This window comes from Bacillus sp. MUM 13, assembly GCF_001866725.1.
Lineage (GTDB): Bacteria > Bacillota > Bacilli > Bacillales > DSM-1321 > Peribacillus.
This window is the reverse complement of record NZ_MLYQ01000179.1, coordinates 1-2,966: the sequence shown is the minus strand read 5'-3', so window position 1 is coordinate 2,966 and position 2,966 is coordinate 1. Positions and strand designations below refer to the sequence as shown.

5 protein-coding genes are annotated in these 2,966 nt (G+C 35.7%); 4 read left to right on the top strand and 1 reads right to left on the bottom strand.

The window, feature by feature from the left end; genetic code table 11:
• The first annotated feature begins 141 nt into the window (after positions 1–141).
• The 4 genes from BIV59_RS22570 to BIV59_RS22555 all read left to right on the top strand — a co-directional run bounded on the left by BIV59_RS22570 (position 142) and on the right by BIV59_RS22555 (position 2,510).
• Positions 142–849, top strand: coding sequence for a cytochrome c biogenesis CcdA family protein (locus tag BIV59_RS22570; protein WP_071353695.1), 708 nt, complete (start codon positions 142–144; stop codon positions 847–849).
• A gap of 179 nt (positions 850–1,028) precedes the next feature.
• Entirely contained in the window at positions 1,029–1,388 is a 360-nt protein-coding gene (locus BIV59_RS22565; protein WP_071353694.1) for a response regulator, read from the top strand.
• Positions 1,389–1,663: 275 nt separating this feature from the next.
• Entirely contained in the window at positions 1,664–2,140 is a 477-nt protein-coding gene (locus BIV59_RS22560) for a CcdC family protein (protein WP_083392328.1), read from the top strand.
• Between the two features lie 70 nt (positions 2,141–2,210).
• Entirely contained in the window at positions 2,211–2,510 is a 300-nt protein-coding gene (locus BIV59_RS22555; RefSeq protein WP_071353693.1) for a DUF3219 family protein, read from the top strand.
• Positions 2,511–2,554: 44 nt separating this feature from the next.
• On the opposite strand, the gene BIV59_RS23900 is transcribed toward BIV59_RS22555, so the two are convergent.
• Positions 2,555–2,695, bottom strand: a complete 141-nt coding sequence (locus BIV59_RS23900; protein ID WP_170846235.1) for a hypothetical protein — start codon at positions 2,693–2,695, stop codon at positions 2,555–2,557.
• Between the last annotated feature and the right edge of the window lie 271 nt (positions 2,696–2,966).

The window sequence follows — 2,966 nt, the reverse complement described above, 5'->3', positions numbered from 1 at the left end:
ATATAAGAAATATAATTGTTTAATAAAAATATTTATACATTGAAAAATTAGTCAGGCTTTATTTTAAAATTGTTAGTTATCTTTTGGTCTATCGTTTGTTAGAATAGTAATATATTGCTAATAATAGGAGTTGGCTAAATTTTGGCAGATGTAAATTTTTTTCTCGCGTTCGGTGCTGGAGTTTTAAGCTTTATTTCTCCTTGCTGCTTGCCTTTATACCCAGCTTTTCTCTCTTATATAACAGGAATGAGTGTCGGGGAGATTAAGTCGCAAAATGTCATGCTACATAAAAGGAGTTTTCTGCACACCTTATTCTTTTTAATTGGTTTTTCTATAGTCTTTCTTGCGATTGGTTTTGGGACATCTTTGCTTGGTAATTTTTTTACCCTTTATAAAGATTTAATACGCCAGGTAGGGGCAATCATCATAATTTTCTTTGGACTAGTCATAATTGGTGTTTTTTCTCCTTCTTTTCTGATGAGAGACAAGCGATTTGAGTTTAAAAACCGCCCAGGGGGACTTATAGGTTCTGCACTCATTGGTTTAGCTTTTGCTGCAGGATGGACGCCATGCACGGGACCTATTTTAGGATCTGTTATTTATATGTCAACAAGTAATCCAGGTTCTGCATTAATTTACATGATTGCTTACATACTTGGCTTTGCCATACCGTTCTTTGTTCTTTCCTTTTTTATCGGAAAGATGAAGCTGGTAAAAAAATACAGCAGTTCTATAGTCCGGGCAGGGGGATACCTCATGATTGTAATGGGAATTGTGCTGTTTTTTGACTGGATGACAAAGGTATACATGGTTTTCACGCTGGTATTTGGAGGCTTTAAAGGATTTTGAATTCCTGAATTATGTAAGGCAGACGGTTTCTAGTGATGAATACATTGAAAATATTACTTGATTCGGATATATTAAACATTGTGTCTATTAGGGGACTAATGTGCCTTTCGAATTAATAATACGAGTTTTACACTAAATAATAGATTGTGTTTTTTGTTGTATTAAAGGAGGATCCGGCAATGGCCAGAATATTAATAGTCGATGATGCAAAATTTATGAGAATTACCTTATCCAATATTTTAACTAAAGCAGACCATGAAATTATCGGAGAAGGGGAAAATGGCAGAGAAGCAGTAAATCTGTATCGTGAATTGCATCCTGACCTGGTCACTATGGACATCACTATGCCGGTAATGAGCGGACTTGATGCTGTCAAAGAGATTAAAAGTGAGTTTCCTGATGCTAAGGTGATTATGTGTTCCGCTATGGGACAGCAGAAAATGGTTGTTGAAGCCATAGAAGCAGGGGCGAAAGACTTTATTGTAAAGCCGTTTGATGAAAATCGGGTTGTGGAAGCGATAAGCCGGGTTCTGGATTAAACCGTTTAGAGTACTAAACGGTTTTCATTATTTCTGGACAGCAAGAAACAATTATTTTGTTTCTTGTATTATCTATTATATAATTAACATAGGGATTATATATAAAGAGGATCTGTTTAACCCTTTATGTTGATTTTGGTTCATTGCATTTGGCGTAAAAGGCGTTACTCGCTTTATATCCAAAATATTGAGCGCGAGCCTTCCGCAAAAAGTGTGCATATGAAGCTGTAATCTATTGCAAGATAAACAGAGCCTATAAAAAAGGATGATAATAGGTGCTATATATTTCATCAGGATTTGCAATTGTCATGGCAATCATGGTTTTGGTCATTAGGGTGAAGGCGGCCAAAAAGCCAACTAATATAAGAAAAATCATTTTACCGCCTATATTTATGAGCACAGGGGCACTGATGTACCTTGTACCTGAGTTTCGATTAACAAAAAATGAAATTTTGGAAGCGGTCGTTTTTGGGGTGCTGTTTTCAATTTTGCTGATAAGAACCTCCAACTTTGAAGTTCGCGCTGACCAGATATACCTTCAGCGCTCAAAAGCATTTATTTTTATTTTGGGCGGCCTTGTGGTAGTAAGAGTCATTGCCAAACTTGTGCTGAGCTATAGTATAGAAGTGGGCCAGCTTAGCGGCATGTTCTTTTTGCTGGCATATTCGATGATAGTCCCTTGGAGAATTGCAATGTTTCTGCAGTACAGGAAAGTGAAAAATGAACACATGCTGAAACCGAAAATTCTTTAAACCCGCCTATTGCGGGTCTTTTGATATCGGTTCAGACTATAAGAATGATTATATTGGAGGTTTTAGAACAATGACTGAAATTATCTTAAATGATGTGCATATTAAAGCTGAGAATTTTACAGCAGAAAAGGCTGAAAATCACAAAGGAGAGAAAGAACTTAATAAAATAAGTTTTAGCTTTAAAGTTTCGAGCAGTGAATATCACGATATTACTGTACTCCTATATGGTCTTAACTTTGACGTGCGCGTTCCGGAATTTGATATGGAATTTCCCGCTACCATCCTTAATTACTCAACATCCATTACCAATTTATATAAGGAAAATGAGGTTGGCGATTTCAGTTTAGAATTGATAGAGATAACAGAATAGAGGTGTGACACAGATCTATTCTGTTATCTCTACTGTATGCGGGACTAAAACATTGTTTTTACTATATTTTCCTCAAGCGAACATTCTGTGCATGTCACTGTGATTTCCAATGCGTCTTCACTTAATGAATGAAGGGTTTCTTTTTTGCAGTTTTTACAAAATCTCTTTTCAGTAAACTTTTTCACTAAAAGGACTCCTTTCTATTCTATAATGCTCATCATTAAAATCAACTTGGTTTATCTATTTATTGTACCCTATTTTCTGTGATAGGTTCATAAGCGAAAAAAAGAGTTGACTTTATCTGTAGGTTCAAGTAATATTAAAAAGCTGTCAACGATAGCTGATTAACCAATGATTTTTGCGGATTGTTGAGTGAAAACATTGCTCTTTGAAAACTGAACAAAACTAAGCGCCAACGTTTTAAAATAGTGAGCAGACACTCTAAAAGCAAATGAG